The following is a 669-nucleotide window of genomic DNA, read 5'->3' as shown; positions in this document are numbered from 1 at the left end:
TGCTAAACCTTGCCAATCTGCTTTTAGATATTCAATCACCTCTGTTTTGTATAAGCCATTCACCGTTTCAGCCAAAGCATTATCGTATGAATCACCAGTCGTACCGACTGATGCTCGTAAATTTGCTGCTTCTAAACGATTGGTATAGCGAATGGAAAGATATTGCACACCTCTATCGGAATGATGAATCACATTCTTTGGCATACCTCGATCATGCAATGCTTGTTCTAATGCATCAAGCACCATATCTGTATTCATCCGTGTAGATACTTTCCATCCAACAATTGCTCGTGAGAACACATCAATAATAAAGGCGGTATAGATCCAGCCTGAATTTGTTTGAATATACGTAAAGTCACTGACCTGAGAAGCACTGCTTCGCAAGGGTCAGGATGATCAGCATTAAAATTACGTTTCACTAAATCATCTGCTCGTTTTTGGTCATCTCGGTTACGAGTAGTTTGTTTATTCTTACCACGCCAAACACCTTGTATACCTAGCTTCTGCATCAATCGAGCAACTGTACAACGTGCAATAACATAGCCTTCACGTTTCAGTTGTTGCCAGATCTTACGCACACCGTATCGACCTGAACTTTCTTTCCAAATACGTTTGATTTGCTCTGCATGATGTAAATCATGCAGAGCACGTTTCGCTCGATGTTCTGGA

General features: G+C 41.0%; 1 pseudogene. It reads right to left on the bottom strand.

Annotation, left to right across the window (positions count from 1 at the left end):
* Positions 1 to 669 (bottom strand): annotated as a pseudogene (locus DPG01_RS18525) (IS3 family transposase); the annotation flags it as partial.

Origin of the sequence: Acinetobacter sp. WCHAc060042, from assembly GCF_003231195.1 — a bacterium.
Lineage (GTDB): Bacteria > Pseudomonadota > Gammaproteobacteria > Pseudomonadales > Moraxellaceae > Acinetobacter.
Note: the sequence above shows the minus strand (reverse complement) of the source record. Positions and strands in the feature narration are given on the sequence as shown.